Annotated in this window: 16 protein-coding genes; 8 read left to right on the forward strand and 8 right to left on the reverse strand. The window is 60.9% G+C overall.

Annotation, left to right across the window (positions count from 1 at the left end):
* Positions 1-100: 100 nt before the first annotated feature.
* Positions 101-1,129 carry an RluA family pseudouridine synthase gene (locus IP85_RS03825; protein ID WP_054148524.1) on the reverse strand — a complete coding sequence of 343 codons (1,029 nt, stop codon included), beginning with the start codon at positions 1,127-1,129 and terminating at the stop codon, positions 101-103.
* A 172-nt stretch (positions 1,130-1,301) separates the two neighbouring features.
* Here IP85_RS03825 and IP85_RS03830 point away from each other — a divergent pair, with 172 nt between their 5' ends.
* Together IP85_RS03830 and IP85_RS03835 are read left to right on the forward strand one after the other, a co-directional pair.
* On the forward strand, positions 1,302-1,694 hold the full coding sequence (locus IP85_RS03830) for a hypothetical protein (RefSeq protein WP_054148333.1): 393 nt from the start codon (positions 1,302-1,304) through the stop codon (positions 1,692-1,694).
* Positions 1,681-2,535, forward strand: coding sequence for an RNA methyltransferase (locus IP85_RS03835; RefSeq protein WP_054148334.1), 855 nt, complete (start codon positions 1,681-1,683; stop codon positions 2,533-2,535). Before IP85_RS03830 ends, IP85_RS03835 begins: the two co-directional genes overlap by 14 nt.
* Before the next feature lie 44 nt (positions 2,536-2,579).
* On the opposite strand, the gene IP85_RS03840 is transcribed toward IP85_RS03835, so the two are convergent.
* Entirely contained in the window at positions 2,580-3,725 is a 1,146-nt protein-coding gene (locus IP85_RS03840; RefSeq protein ID WP_245280795.1) for a hypothetical protein, read from the reverse strand.
* Positions 3,726-3,911: 186 nt separating this feature from the next.
* Complete coding sequence (locus tag IP85_RS03845) at positions 3,912-4,499, reverse strand: EipA family protein (protein WP_054148335.1); 588 nt, start codon at positions 4,497-4,499, stop codon at positions 3,912-3,914.
* Between the two features lie 190 nt (positions 4,500-4,689).
* On the opposite strand from IP85_RS03845, the gene IP85_RS03850 reads away from it, so the two are divergent.
* Together IP85_RS03850 and IP85_RS03855 are read left to right on the forward strand one after the other, a co-directional pair.
* A complete protein-coding gene (locus tag IP85_RS03850; protein WP_054148336.1) occupies positions 4,690-5,334 on the forward strand; it encodes a histidine phosphotransferase family protein in 645 nt (214 codons plus the stop codon).
* 114 nt (positions 5,335-5,448) lie between these two features.
* Positions 5,449-5,811 (forward strand): response regulator, encoded by a 363-nt coding sequence (locus tag IP85_RS03855; RefSeq protein WP_054148337.1) that lies wholly within the window; start codon positions 5,449-5,451, stop codon positions 5,809-5,811.
* Positions 5,812-5,979: 168 nt separating this feature from the next.
* Here IP85_RS03855 and ctrA read toward each other — a convergent pair whose 3' ends face one another.
* Complete coding sequence (ctrA, locus tag IP85_RS03860; protein WP_054148338.1) at positions 5,980-6,681, reverse strand: cell cycle two-component system response regulator CtrA; 702 nt, start codon at positions 6,679-6,681, stop codon at positions 5,980-5,982.
* A 435-nt stretch (positions 6,682-7,116) separates the two neighbouring features.
* On the opposite strand from ctrA, the gene IP85_RS03865 reads away from it, so the two are divergent.
* Positions 7,117-7,467 (forward strand): hypothetical protein, encoded by a 351-nt coding sequence (locus IP85_RS03865; RefSeq protein WP_054148339.1) that lies wholly within the window; start codon positions 7,117-7,119, stop codon positions 7,465-7,467.
* Positions 7,468-7,565: 98 nt separating this feature from the next.
* On the opposite strand, the gene IP85_RS03870 is transcribed toward IP85_RS03865, so the two are convergent.
* On the reverse strand, positions 7,566-7,850 hold the full coding sequence (locus tag IP85_RS03870; RefSeq protein ID WP_054148340.1) for a GNAT family N-acetyltransferase: 285 nt from the start codon (positions 7,848-7,850) through the stop codon (positions 7,566-7,568).
* Positions 7,851-7,931: 81 nt separating this feature from the next.
* Between IP85_RS03870 and IP85_RS03875 the strand changes: the two genes are divergently transcribed.
* Entirely contained in the window at positions 7,932-8,423 is a 492-nt protein-coding gene (locus IP85_RS03875) for a paraquat-inducible protein A (RefSeq protein WP_082347573.1), read from the forward strand.
* 83 nt (positions 8,424-8,506) lie between these two features.
* Here the strand turns inward: IP85_RS03875 and IP85_RS03880 are convergent, their stop codons facing one another.
* Positions 8,507-8,782 (reverse strand): DUF1153 domain-containing protein, encoded by a 276-nt coding sequence (locus IP85_RS03880; protein ID WP_006725852.1) that lies wholly within the window; start codon positions 8,780-8,782, stop codon positions 8,507-8,509.
* 403 nt (positions 8,783-9,185) lie between these two features.
* Here IP85_RS03880 and IP85_RS03885 point away from each other — a divergent pair, with 403 nt between their 5' ends.
* Positions 9,186-9,926: a helix-turn-helix transcriptional regulator gene (locus IP85_RS03885; protein WP_054148341.1), complete on the forward strand. Its 741-nt coding sequence runs from the start codon at positions 9,186-9,188 to the stop codon at positions 9,924-9,926.
* 68 nt (positions 9,927-9,994) lie between these two features.
* Here IP85_RS03885 and IP85_RS03890 read toward each other — a convergent pair whose 3' ends face one another.
* Both IP85_RS03890 and cysQ read right to left on the reverse strand, forming a co-directional pair.
* On the reverse strand, positions 9,995-11,020 hold the full coding sequence (locus IP85_RS03890; RefSeq protein WP_054148342.1) for a DUF2793 domain-containing protein: 1,026 nt from the start codon (positions 11,018-11,020) through the stop codon (positions 9,995-9,997).
* A 124-nt stretch (positions 11,021-11,144) separates the two neighbouring features.
* A complete protein-coding gene (cysQ, locus tag IP85_RS03895; RefSeq protein WP_082347582.1) occupies positions 11,145-11,948 on the reverse strand; it encodes a 3'(2'),5'-bisphosphate nucleotidase CysQ in 804 nt (267 codons plus the stop codon).
* A 219-nt stretch (positions 11,949-12,167) separates the two neighbouring features.
* On the opposite strand from cysQ, the gene IP85_RS03900 reads away from it, so the two are divergent.
* Entirely contained in the window at positions 12,168-13,421 is a 1,254-nt protein-coding gene (locus IP85_RS03900) for a sarcosine oxidase subunit beta family protein (RefSeq protein WP_054148343.1), read from the forward strand.
* Position 13,422 lies beyond the last annotated feature (1 nt).

A 13,422-nucleotide genomic window follows, 5' to 3' on the forward strand; every position in this document is an offset into this window, starting at 1 on the left:
ATAAGTATGGCAAAACGGCGATACAAGATTTGTGTTCCGTCACGAGGCCGTGACGGAGTGTCAATCGATAGAGAACGGGCAGGATCAGAGCGTCAGGGTGTCACATCGCCTTCAGCGCATCGATCACCTTCTGCAGGTCCGCCGGGATCGGGGCTTCGAAGCGCATGGTTTTGCCTGTGGTCGGATGCGCGAAGGCAAGCAGGTAAGCATGCAGAGCCTGGCGGTGGAACTTGTTGACGGCGCGCTTGGCGTCCTCGGGCAGGAGGTTCGCCTTGGTCTTGAAGGCGGCGCCATATTCCTGGTCGCCAACCAGCGGATTGCCGATATGGGCCATGTGCACGCGGATCTGATGGGTGCGGCCCGTTTCCAGGCGGCACTCGACCAGTGAGGCAAGGCAGGTGGCGTCCGGCTTTTCACCATAGCGTTCGAGCACGGTATAGTGGGTGATCGCCTCGCGGGCGTCGTCGGTGTCCTCGCGCTTGACCGTCCGCTTGGTGCGGTCGGCGCCAGAGCGGCCCAGCGCCGCATCGATCGTGCCGGCAAGCGTACGAGGGCGACCCCAGACCACGGCGCGGTAGGCGCGCTCCAGCGGACCGGTGCGGCCATGGTCGGCGAACTGGTCGGCAAGGTGGCGGTGGGCGATATCGTTCTTGGCAACGACCATCACGCCCGACGTGTCCTTGTCGAGGCGGTGGACGATGCCCGGGCGCTTGACGCCGCCGATGCCCGAGAGCGTGTCGCCGCAATGATAGATCAGCGCATTGACCAGCGTGCCATGCCAGTTGCCGGCGCCCGGATGGACCACGAGACCCGGCGGCTTGGCGATCACGATCAGGTCCTTATCCTCGTAGAGGACCTCGAGCGGGATGTTCTCGCCCTTCGGCTGCGGATCCTCCGGCTCGGGCAGGTCGATGACGACGCTGTCGCCCGGCTTGATCTTGCGGTTCGGACTGTCGAGCAGATTGCCATTGAGCTGCACCGCCCCCTGTTCGATCAGCGCCTTCACCCGGTTGCGGGAAAACTCCTGACCGAGCGCCGCCGTCAGCCAGGCGTCGATGCGGCCTGAGGCATCATCCTCAGCAATCAGCTCTTTCCTTGATGCGGCGGCTTCGTTAAAGGGGTCGGTCATCATGTCATCCCGTCTTACGGCGGCCAGGGTCTCGGCCTTTGTCGCTGCCATTTGGCACAGACCGGGGTCTTCGACAATCGACAGCCGGTAGACCCGGCAATTTTCTCCGGCTCGTTCGCATCGGGGAAGGCATCCAAATCAGCGCGAACTTGGATTGGAAACGACTGCTGCCATGGCTCATATCGACGACGAGAACCCGGAAGATAAGCCGCTTGATCCCGTCATGGAAGGTGTGCGCCGCAAGATGGTCAAGCTGCAGCTGATCTCGGGCGGCATCATGGCCGTGCTCTTCCTCGCGGTGCTCGTATCGATCGTCTACAAGCTGACGCGTGACGAAGGCGGGGCGGAGCCCGTAGCCACGACGTCGCAGCCTTTCGCGGTCCCATCCGATCAGCCGCTCAGCCTGACCGCCAACCTGCCGGCCGGCTTCCGCGTCGTGCAGACCTCGCTGTCCGGCAGCCAGATGCTGATCTACGGCGAAACGGCTGATGGCGCGCGCAAGGCCTTCGTCTTCGATCTGCCGCTCGGCCGCATCATTGCCGACGTCACACTTGGCAGCAACTGAGGCAGGCGTGGAGCCGGGGCGCCTCATCGAGATCACCGATCCCGGCGATTTGAGGATCGCCGAGTTCACCTCGATCCGCGAACGCGACCTGACTGGACGTCACGGTCAATTCGTCGCCGAGGGCACGGTGGTGCTCTCGATGCTGGCCAAGGCGCATGCCGGTTTCGGATCGGTGCGGGCGGAAAAGCTACTGCTCCTGAAGAACAGGGTCGCTGGCCTTTCCGATCTGATCGAGCGTTTCCCCAAGGATATCCCGGTATACGTGGCCGAGGCTGCGGTTCTCGATGCGATCGCCGGTTTCCACCTGCATCGCGGGGTTCTCGCGCTTGGCAGCCGTTCTGCACCACCCGAACTGAACGATCTGGTCGCCGGTCTGCCGGAAAGCTCTCTGGCGCTGGTCGGGTGCGGCATCTCGAACCACGACAATATCGGTGCCCTGTTCCGCAATGCGGCGGGTTTCACTGCGGATGCCGTCCTCCTCGACGAGACCTGCTGCGATCCACTCTATCGCAAGGCATTGCGTGTTTCTGTCGGCTCGGTTCTGACGGTTCCCTATGCCCGGCAGGGGAGCGCCGAAGAGGTGCTCGGGGCACTTGCCACGGCTGGATTCGAAATCTGGGCTCTGTCGCCTGCCGGTGAGGTCGAAATCGGCGCGGTTGCGCCGGGCCGGCGCGTGGCGCTGGTGATGGGAACGGAGGGGGAGGGGCTTCCGGCTGCAATCCTCAATCGTTTCCGGTCGGCCCGCATCGCCCAGGCCCCGGGTCTCGACAGCCTGAATGTCGGCACGGCCAGCGGCATTGCCCTCTACGCCATCGCGCGCGCCATGGGACGCCTCGGCTAATCCCGGGTTCTGGACTGCGGGTTCGGATCGCCGAGCCAGTCGGCCTATTCGGCTGGCGTCGCCATGCCTGCGCCACGACCGATCGACGGGTCCATGGCGAGTACCCGGTCGACCAGGCTCTTCGGCTTGTCCCCGCTCTTTGATTGCGGCGAGACGAAGTCTGTGATGACGCTCTGCTCGCCTTCACGGGCGGCCGTCAGAACGATCATCTTGGCGGCGATATCACCGAGTTCTTCACGCATTGCATCGTCTTCGGTCGAGGCCTTCACCTTCAACAGGCGCTCGGTCAGGGCCGTCTGGCTCCGCCGAATATCGTACTCCAGCGCGGTCGTATCGGTCGCGAGGTTGGAATTGGCGATCTCGTCTTCGGGCATCGGCGTATCCTTGGCGTCGGGTATCGCGATGCCGGCTTCCCGAAGGGCGCGCTGGGCTTCGCGGAGCTGGGCATTGGCCGTCTTCAGCTTGGCGCGGAGATCGCGAAGTTCGCGTGTGCGGCGCTCTACGAGAGAACTTGCGTCGGCTCTTTCCGCTGCATCCCGGGCCAGCACGTCTTCGAGGCGCAGAACCTTGTGCTCTTCCTGAGCCAGGCGCAGTTCCGCATCCTTGGCGCGCTTGCCGAGCAGCTTGTTTTCCCGCCGCAAGTCTTCCCGTTCGTCGCGCATCCCTTGAATGCGTGTCTTCAGCGTGTCGATCTCGGTGTCGCGGCTCATGGCTTCGATGCGCATGGTGTCGATGTCACTGATCAGGCGGGCAATGCGATGGGCACGGTCCTCGAGCTCAATATCCTTGGCGGCTGCGGCGATTTCCACCCGCTTCAAGGTTTCGCGCATCGTCGACATTTCCACGTCGCCCCGACGCAGACGCGAGCGCAGGTCGGCAGCTTCCGTGCTCATGTCTTCTATCTGGACCTTGAGCTCCTTCGTCTCTGCGACGAGGTGTGCTGCGTCGCCGCTGAGTGTCTCGTTCTTCAGCGTCAGGCCAATGGTCTTTTCGCGCTCGCGGGTCAGATCATGCTGGGTTTTGGCGTTTTCTGCGGCATAGAGTGCGCGCACCATGTCCTTCTGGGCGCGGATCTCCTGCGGGCTGAGCGGCATGGTGGCCTTCAGACGGTTTTCCGTATAGCGCACCACGCGCTGATGCACGGCCGGGGCAACCAGCATCACCAGCAGCGCTGCCGCCATAAATCCCATTGCGAATATCAGGGTATATTCAATCACGACGGCGCCACAGCACTAGGGAAGCATTAGCAGATAGTTAAGCATGCAGAGTGTCGCCCGGCAAGCAGAACAGCCTGACGAGCCATGTCCTTACACCAATATGGCTAACGACAGAACAGATCGAGCTTGCTTCAGCCTTAAGGATTAAGGCGAGACGGTTCAGAAAGGGTTCCAGGTGGGTGTGCGGGTCAGCTTCAGATAGCCGACATTGATGCCGAGGCGTGCGCCGATGCCGGTGCGAATCGGCACCAGGACCACGTCACGGCTCTTCAATACCGTCATGCCGACGCCGGCGACGATATAGGCCGAGCCGCTCACGCCGCCATAGCGGGCATAGAGCGTGTCGACATCCGGCAGGTCATAGACCAGCATCATGGTGCGGGTGCCGTTGCCGCCGTAGTCGAGGCCGAGGGAGGGGCCTTGCCAGAAGACGTCGTGCTGACCGACATTCTTGGTGTAGAGCGTGCCTTCGCCATAGGTCAGGCCGGCAATGAGGGCGCCTGAGCCTTCCTGGCCCAGAATATAGCCGTTCGGAAGGCCATTCTGCTCGAAGGCCTGCTCGATCACCTTGGCGAGCGCTCCACTGGTCTCGCCGAAGAAGCCGTGGCCTGCGTCGACCACTTCCTGGATCGAGTATTCGCCGGCAGCATGGGCGGGGCGCAGAGCCGAAACGAGGCTGATCGTTGCCAGAATGGCGACGGCCAGCGACCGCAGCAGTGGCAGGGAGCAGTGGGGCAGGTGACGCATAGTGCCTCCTAAATGCGAAGCCGACGGATTCGGCGTCTTCCTTGGGGGTAATTAAACCTAGCGAGCATCGTCTTAATAATCGGTTTACCAAATATGGTGTCATTATGGCCGAACGGTATCCGACCAAGTCGTAGCCAGCGGACGTGTGTCCGACTGTTGCTTCGAGGGTCCACATCTTCTGGAGAAGACCATGGCGAAGAATCCTAATCTCACGCTTGCAGGCCCCGATCTTGCTGCGCTGCTCTGCAGCCGTGTCTGCCATGACGTGATCTCGCCGGTTGGAGCGATCAACAACGGCCTGGAACTGCTTGACGAAGGCGGCGCCGATGCCGATGCGATGGATCTGATCCGGACCAGCGCGCTCAACGCCTCGGTACGGCTGAAATTCGCCCGACTTGCCTTCGGTGCTTCGGGCTCGGTCGGTGCTTCGATCGATACCGGCGAGGCGGAAAAGGCAGCAAAGGATTTTGCCCAGGCCGAGAAGAAGACCGAGGTGAGCTGGAGCGGACCGCGCGCGATCATCCCTAAGAACCGGGTGAAGCTGCTGCTCAACCTCTTCCTGGTCGCCTATGGTGCCATTCCGCGTGGCGGCTCGCTCGACATCACGCTGGAAAACCCTGAGACGGACGCCAAGTTCAAGATCGTTGCCAAGGGGCGCATGCTGCGGGTGCCGCCGAAGTATCAGGAAATCCTGTCGGGTCATCTCGAAGAGGCAGTCGATGCCCATACCATCCAGCCCTATTACACGGTGCTGCTCGCGGATGAATGCAGCATGGAGCTGAAATGCGTGCCGAGTGAAGGCGAGATCGCATTCACCGCCGAGGTCGTGAGCTGAACCGTCCCGCTTCGGGACGCGCAAGTGCTGCAACCGGTAACCTTTCCTTAGGCGCGGCCCGTTAAGGTATCCATTACATTTCAGATCCCCCGTATCTGGGGAGGGGAGTTCACCATGAAGCGCCTGATGATCGCAGATGGGTCCGACATCGTTCGCAAGGTCGGCAAGAAGATCCTGTCGGAACTCGGCTACCAGGTGACGGAAGCGGCGTCCGGTCGCGAGGCGCTTTCGCGCTGCGAACGCGAGCTTCCCGATGTGATGATCGTCGATGCCGGGATGAGTGATGCCCTCGATTTGATCTCCAATGTCCGTGCGCTGCCGGAAGGCAAGGCGGTCAAGATCTACTACTGCGTGGTGGAAGCCGAGCTGAAGGTGATGATGGCCGGGAAGCGGGCGGGTGCCAGCGACTTCCTCCTGAAGCCCTTCGATCGCGAGATCCTCACGAAGACCTTCGGCGACAAGGCAATCGCTGCCTGATTTCCCCTGCCGGGGCTAAACGACGACATGTGTGACAAAGGCGGTGCCCAGAGCGCCGCCTTTTTTGTGTTTGCTTGACCAGTGCCGGGGAAGCCCTCGTTTCGCGGCTCCAAAATGCAAGAAGCCCGCGTCATCGACGCGGGCCTCTTTGAAGAAGTGGAAATGGGCTTACGCCGTTTCCATGTATTCCGCACCATCCGGCTCGCGCAGTACATAGCCACGACCCCAGACGGTTTCGATGTAGTTGGCGCCACCGGCAGCGTTTGCGAGCTTCTTGCGCAGCTTGCAGATGAAGACGTCGATGATCTTCAGTTCCGGCTCGTCCATGCCACCATAGAGGTGGTTGAGGAACATTTCCTTGGTGAGCGTGGTACCCTTGCGGAGCGAAAGAAGCTCCAGCATCTGGTATTCCTTGCCCGTCAGGTGAACGCGCTGACCGCCGACTTCGACAGTCTTGGCGTCCAGGTTCACGATAAGCTCGCCGGTGATGATGATCGACTGGGCATGGCCCTTCGAGCGGCGGACGATCGCATGAATGCGGGCAACCAACTCGTCCTTGTGGAACGGCTTGGTCATGTAGTCGTCGGCGCCGAAGCCCAGACCACGTACCTTGTCTTCAATGCCCGCCATACCGGAAAGGATCAGGATCGGCGTCTTCACCTTGGACAGGCGAAGGGTACGCAGCACCTCATAACCGGACATGTCAGGCAGGTTCAGGTCGAGCAGAATGATGTCGTAATCGTAGAGCTTGCCGAGGTCGACACCTTCTTCGCCGAGATCGGTAGTGTAGACGTTGAAGCTCTCCGACTTGAGCATCAGTTCGATGCTCTGCGCCGTTGCGCTATCGTCTTCAATGAGTAGAACCCGCATATTTATCCCCTTTACCGCCGCCGAAAGGTCAAGATGGCCCCCTACGCGATACGGATCCAGTCGTTGCCTGATTTGAAGGCTGCCACCAATTGGTTAACAAATTCTGATTCCCTCTGGCAAGGTGTATCGAATTTATTAAGCAAAGATATCAGCCTCCTGATTCTTCATGTGTTTCCGGTCATCGCCACACCTGAATCAGCGCCTCAGGAAACCCCTGTAACCGATTCATTTGACTCATCATTGTCACGAGCTCTTTTCGGGCTCTGGCATTTACTGACCCTTAAGTGATCGGGCTTATCATTAACGATGCCCGTAAACGAAAGGTTACCAAAGGTAGCTTTTTGTTAACGCCGCGGACTTTTTTTGGACGAATCGGTGGCGGGCGTGTTGAGTAGCAAGTGTGGCGGGGGGTCTCGCATCACGGGAGTATTGCGTATGAAGTCGCGTGAGAGCCTGGTACGCCTGAAGGGATTTCAGGTTACCGAAAAGCGTCGGCAATTGCAGCAGCTGCAGTCAATGATGTCGGAATTCGAACGGATGGCGAAGGAGCTAGAAGCTCAGATCGGCATCGAGGAAAAGAAATCGGGCATCACCGATCCCAATCATTTCGCCTATCCCACCTTCGCCAAGGCGGCACGCCAGCGCGCGGACAATCTCCAGGTCTCGATCCGGGAACTGAAGGTCCAGCAGGAAGCGGCAGAACTGGCGTTGGAAGAGGCTGAAGCGGAATACCAGAAGGCGGCGGCTCTCGAAGAGCGCGATGGCCAGATGCGTGTCCGGGCCTGAATAACGCTATTCAGTCTGGTTGAGATTTCAAACAGGAAGGCGGGCGCGGGTTATCCGGCGTCCGCCTTCGTTCGTCTTGGGCACCGGCTGACCGGTGCTCACTTGCGCACGTCGTTCCAATCCGGGTGCCGGTCCATCTGCGCCTTCATGAACGGGCAGAGCGGGATGATCTTCCAGCCGCCTTCACGCGCGGCAGCGACGGCATGTTCGGCGAGCGCCTGACCGGCGCCCTGTCCGCGCATGGTGTCCGGGACTTCCGTATGGTCGATGATGATCAGGCTGGCGGAGGCACGGGAATACGTCATCACGGCCGGCTTGCTGATGCCCTCGATGCGGCCGACATAGCGTCCACCCGATCCTGCCTCTTCACTGGTGATCTGCATTGACGCCTCCTGTTGCCCCGTTTCGATGGTTCTGTTTAACATCGGGTAGAGCCGACCGGGAAGCCAACTGCCGGATACGCTGTGTTCGATGTCAGGAAGGGAGCCATTGTGGTCGTCTGGTTGAAGGCGCTTCTTCTCGTCGGAGCCTCAATCTCGTTTGCGCTCGGCGTGAGCCTGCCGCTGATGCGGTTCGAGAGTTTTTACGTCTTCTCCACCGATGCCTCGCTGATCGAGGTGATCGTTTCGCTCTATGCCGACGGAGACGGCTTGCTCGCGCTTCTGGTCGGGCTCGTTTCCATCGGTTTTCCGCTGATCAAGCTGCTGCTTCTCGCGGCCGAGAATATCGCTGGCGAGGTGCAGCCGGGGCAGGGGTTGCTCACGCGGTTGGTCCCGGTGCTGTCGAAGTGGTCGATGATGGACGTGTTGCTGGTCGCCATCGTCATCTTCGCGACGAAAACCAGCGGGCTCGCTCAGGCCTTCACGCAGCCGGGCCTGTGGTTTTATGCGGGATCCAGCCTAGCGGTCGCGGCGCTCAGCGGCTTGAACGCGGGGCGGGTCGCCCAAAAAACATGAAACCGGCAGGCTGGGCCTTGCCGGTTTCAGGTATGGGTCTGATGCAATTGGAAGTGTACCGGGCGAGCCGGCACGAAAATGGACTAATGGCGATACTGCTGAATTCGGGTGGTGCGCAGGCCCGGCAGGCCGTGATCGTTGATCGATGACTGCCAGGATAGGAATTCCTCGACCGTCAGGGTGTAGCGTTCGCAGGCTTCTTCCAGGCTCAACAGGCCACCACGCACAGCCGCGACAACCTCAGCCTTGCGGCGGATCACCCAGCGGCGCGTATTGGCCGGCGGAAGATCGGCAATCGTAAGGGGGCTGCCATCGGGGCCGATGACATATTTCACTCGTGGGCGGATCATTTCGGTCATTGGACTCTCTATACAAACTCAAGACCACACACCCTCATACTAGGACCGATGCTTTAAAATTTGCCTAAGCCCATTGTAAGCATTTGATAATAATTTTCGCGACCGGGCTGGGGTGAGAGTCGTGGCGTTTCGGACAAGTTGATTAAACTTGCGGCAAATGCATAGGAGTTATGCGAGGACTGCGACTGGTGCCCATTAGCGATCTGTGGCATTGGGCTCCCCAGCAATACTGATGTCTCGATCGATGCGTCGATCGGAAGGGCAGATGTCGAGCATCGCGGTTTCCGTAGGGGGCCGCAAGACCGGCGACAGGCCCAGCTGATACTCGTTCCCCATGGAGCGATTCAATGTCCACAAACATTCGAAATCCCGATCGGACGAACGTCCGGTCGAAAGGAGTTTTATGTTCAGGCCAACTGATGTGACGGGCAGTCACGGTCTTGGTGACGGTGATGCCGTTTTTCAGAGCGAAGCGCTCTCCACCGGCCCATGGGGGCGCGAGTTCTCTGCGCTCGGTCGCAGCCATGGCTTTCGAAACACGCTGCTTGCGCGCGTTCCAAAGGCGGATAGTCCGGAGTTTTCGGCCAATCTGATCCTCTGTACCTGGCCTGACGAATTGCGCCTCGGCTATGAAGCGGCAGAAGTCTATGCCGGCAGCCTGCTGATCGCGCGGATCAAGCAGTCTATCCTTCCGCTCTTCACGCATGACAATCTGTTTCTCGGCACGCCGGGATCGGAGGCGCGCCAGCCGCTTGCCCCGCTTTTCCAGCAGTTTGAGATGGGCGGTTCTCTGGTCTTCAACTTGAACGACCGCAACCAGACCCAGTATGTGCTCGTCTTTTCGGGGCGTGACCATGCGCCCGAGCGTCCGGAAATCGCTGCCCTGCAGTTGAGTGCGATGGAGCTGCTGGATTCGGGCGTCGAGGCCCTGGTGCCGCGGCTTGGGCCGAAGGAAAAGCTGTCGGCACGCGAGATCGAATGTCTTCGCTGGTCGGCTGCCGGCAAGAGCAGCGATGAAATCGCCATCATCCTCGACATTTCCAGCCATACGGTCGTCAGCTATCTCAAGAGTGCAATGCGCAAGCTTGAGGCGGTGAACCGCATGCAGGCCGTGGCGCGCGCCTGTCGCTATCGGCTGCTCTGACACTCGCATACTTTACAGACGAAAAGGGGCGCCGGCTTTTCAAGCGGCGCCCTTCGTCGTTTTGATCTTTAGAGAAAGGCGAGGCTGAGCTCGGTCTTGCCGTAGCCGAACTGGTACTGGATCGTGCCCAGATGGCGAAGCGCCAAGGTGTCGCCGGCATCGAGCCAAACCAGAGCGACCGCGCTCGATGTCCCGGCGCCCCCGACATGGGTTGCGATATCGGCGTCGCCGTTGCGGCTGAGATGGACCGTGTGGGTGCCGGTGCTGACGGCCGAAATGCTGAGCGACAGCAGATAGTAACCGGATACAGCGACCACGAGCGGCCGGCCATGGCCGGAGGCGAGCGGTGAGCCGAGGGACATGTCGCCGCCCGAGAGGTGCAGGTCGTCAAAGCCGGTGAAGCTGCCGGCCGTCGGTGTGAGCGTTGTCGTGGCCAGGGCGGCGCGGGCCAGCGGTCGCTGATCGTGGCGCACATAGCCCTCCGGGGTGACGCTCATGGCCTGACGCCAGCCTGTCATGTCGCCGTTCACCTTCAGCGAGAAGCGATCCTCTCCGGCAAGGCCCATCTCTGCCCGACCCTGCCAATTGGACTGGAAAATCAGGCTTGCCGTATCCGGGGTAGCAGCCTTGTTGATCGTCAGGCGATGGCTATCGCCGGCGTGGTTGAAGAGGGTCGCCGGTGAAGCCAGAGAGAGCCTGTTGTGGTCATCGGCATCGGCGGCAATTCCCAGGCGTTCGAAGCGTGCTTCGGCAACGAGCGGCGGAACGATCCAGTCCGTGCCGTCGAAAATCTTCAGTCGTTCCTCGTCACGGAAGATGGCGTGCCAGCCGATCCTGGGTGTGATGAAGACCCAGACGCCGTCCTGAAACAGGGCGAGTCGTCCGGCATGCCCTGTCCAAAGACCGGTTTCCGGTGCTGTGATCCAGTAGATCTCCCCTTCGGCTGGATCGGCAGGTGGGCTCGTTGCATCGTCGACGACGACCAGTTGTACCAGCGCGTCGAGCCGCTGGAGCGCTTCATTGTGCGTCACATGCTTCTGGGCCTGCGCCGGCAGGATGAAGGGCAGGGCGAGATTGGGGGTCGTGTCTGGCATGGTCTCTCCTTCGCATTCGGCTGCCGGAGGCAGCGGGGGTTGAAGCGGAGAGTGTGTGGCAGGCTGAGAGGAGGGGGATGAAAAGCACATGCCCCCATTGAAAAATCTCGAAAATTTCCGAAACTCATCCCCGCTCGGAGGGGCGTCCGGTGGCGAGAAAGGATGGGTTTTCGAAGGTGCGCAGCCCGGGCAGGCGTTTGCCATAGGTGAGCGGCGCGCCGTCTTCGGTCGCAACCATGCCGCCGGCTGCCCGAAGCACGGCATCACCCGCAGCCGTGTCCCATTCCATGGTCGGGCTGAAGCGCGGGTAAAGGTCGGCGACGCCCTCGGCCACCAGGCAGAACTTGAGCGAGGAGCCGACGGTCTTGCGCTCCAAAACCTCTGCCTTGCGGATATAGGCGTCGGTCGCATCGCAATTGTGAGAGCGGGAAACCAGGGCTGACGGGGAAGCCCCCTTCAAACGCGCCGCAATCGGCATGCGGGCCACGACCGTGTCATTTTCATCAAGCTTCAGCTTCTCGGCCTTGCCGGCGCCGCCGAGATAAAGCGTGTTGAGTGCTGGCGCGTGGACGACGCCGAGGACCGGTATGCCGGCTTCGATCAGCGCGATGTTGACGGTAAAGTCGTCATGGCCGCCGATGAACTCGCGGGTGCCATCGAGCGGATCAACCAGGATGAAACGCCCGCCACTGACATCGGGAATCCGCCCGGCGGCGACCTCTTCCTCGGCAACCACAGGGACTTCTGGCAAGGCGTGGGCAAGTGCATCGAGAATCAGGCGTTCGGCGGCTTCGTCTGCCTCGGTCACCGGAGACTTGTCGCCCTTCAGGCGCACCCCTGCACCCGCCTTGTAGATGTCGAGAATAACGCGGCCAGCGGCAATCGCGCTCGTCTCGAACAGCTTCAGAATGTCCTGCCTGTCACGCACCTGAACCGGGCTCCCGATCACATCCTCTCCGGTTTATCCCCGTCTCCCACGCTTTGGAAGTGCTCGATGTCGCAAGGTCTTGCTGGGGTGTGATGTTTCTGTGCTGCACTGCGATCAAACCTGTGTTCCATGTCTCAAACAGCATAGATTTTGTCCTGATCGCGCTTGCTCTTTATGACGCCTATGCGAATGTGACGCGACATTTGCAGAGGTTGTTCGATGCGTTATTCCGCCCTTTCGATCTTCCGCCAGGCGCTTTCCGGCAACCGGAACTGGGCGCCGATGTGGCGCGAGCCGCAGCCGAAACCGCATTACGATGTCATCATCGTCGGCGGCGGCGGGCATGGTCTGTCCACCGCCTATTATCTCGCCAAGGAATTCGGCATCACCAATGTGGCGGTCATCGAGAAGGGCTATCTCGGTGGCGGCAATGTCGGGCGAAACACGACAATCATCCGCTCGAACTACATGCTGGAGGGCAATGAGCCCTTCTACGAGCTGTCGATGAAGCTGTGGGAAGGCCTCGAGCAGGACTTCAACTACAATGCCATGGTTTCGCAGCGTGGCATCGTCAATCTCTTCCACACCGACGGCCAGCGCGATGCCTATGCACGGCGCGGCAATGCGATGATGATGCATGGGGTGGCCGCCGAACTGCTCGACCGCGAGCAGGTGCGCCAGATGATGCCCTATCTCAACTTCGACCATGCGCGCTTCCCGATCCTGGGCGGTCTGTTGCAGAAGCGCGGCGGTACGGCCCGCCATGACGCCGTTGCCTGGGGATACGGGCGTGGTGCTGACGAGCGCGGCGTCGATCTCATCCAGCATTGCGAAGTCACCGGCATCCGCCGCGACGAACTCGGCCAGGTGACCGGCGTCGAGACGACCAAGGGTTTCATCGGCTGCAACAAGCTGGCGCTGGCGACCGCCGGCCATACCTCCGTCACTGGCAAGATGGCGGGGCTCGATCTGCCGATCGAAACGCATGTGCTGCAGGCCTTCGTGTCGGAGGGCATCAAGCCAGTCATCGACAACGTCATCACCTATGGCGCCGGACACTTCTATATCTCGCAGTCCGACAAGGGCGGCTTGGTCTTCGGTGCCGATATCGACTATTATTCCTCCTATGCGCAGCGCGGTAATCTCGCGACTGTCGAGCATACGATCGAGGAGGGCGTGTCGCTGATCCCCGGTCTCTCTCGCGTTCGGGTGCTGCGGTCCTGGGGTGGCGCCATGGACATGTCGATGGATGGCTCGCCGATCATCGACCGCACGCCGATCGACAATCTCTACCTGAATTGCGGCTGGTGTTACGGCGGCTTCAAGGCGACGCCGGCATCGGGCTTCTGCTTTGCCCATCTGATCGCCAAGAACGAGGCCCATCCCGTGGCTCGCCTCTTGCGCCTTGATCGCTTTGAACGCGGCTTTGCCGTCGACGAAGGCGGCAAGGGTCCCCAACCGAACCTGCATTGAG

It is taken from the genome of Rhizobium sp. AAP116 (assembly GCF_001295785.1).
Lineage (GTDB): Bacteria > Pseudomonadota > Alphaproteobacteria > Rhizobiales > Rhizobiaceae > Allorhizobium.